Raw genomic sequence first — 497 nt, 5'->3', positions numbered from 1 at the left:
AGGCGCTGCCGCGAAAAGCGGGGGCGATGCTGCTCCAGCGAAAGCCGAGGCCAAGCAGGACAAGGCGCCAATCTCCCCACCCGTGGGGGAGATGTCGACGAAGTCGACAGAGGGGGGCGCTGTCCCGCCGTCCTCTCAGCGCGAGACGCCCCCCTCTGGCCTGCCGGCCATCTCTCCCACAAGGGGGGAGATCAGCCAGTCGCCGGAAGGACGCACCTTCGCGTCGCCGCTCGCACGTCGCATAGCCAAGGAAGCCGGTGTCGATGTGTCTGCCGTGACCGGCACCGGTCCGCATGGCCGGGTGGTGAAGGCGGATGTCGACGCGGCGATTGCCGGTGGCGGCGCCCAGGCGGCGCCTGCCGCCAAGGCTCCGGCTGGCGTGCCCGCTGCTGCTCCTGCCGCGCCGGTAAAGGCGATGTCGGACGATCAGGTGCTGAAACTGTTCGAACAGGGCTCCTACGACCTCGTCCCGCATGACAATATGCGCAAGACCATTG

1 protein-coding gene is annotated in these 497 nt (G+C 68.4%); it reads left to right on the top strand.

All coding sequences use genetic code 11. The features are described 5' to 3' along the window. The coding region (locus EN994_RS34730; RefSeq protein WP_206530590.1) for an E3 binding domain-containing protein at positions 1-497 on the top strand (497 nt) is incomplete at both ends.

This window comes from Mesorhizobium sp. M7A.F.Ca.CA.002.09.1.1 (genome assembly GCF_003998555.1).
Taxonomy (GTDB): domain Bacteria; phylum Pseudomonadota; class Alphaproteobacteria; order Rhizobiales; family Rhizobiaceae; genus Mesorhizobium; species Mesorhizobium ciceri.
Note: the sequence above shows the minus strand (reverse complement) of the source record. Positions and strands in the feature narration are given on the sequence as shown.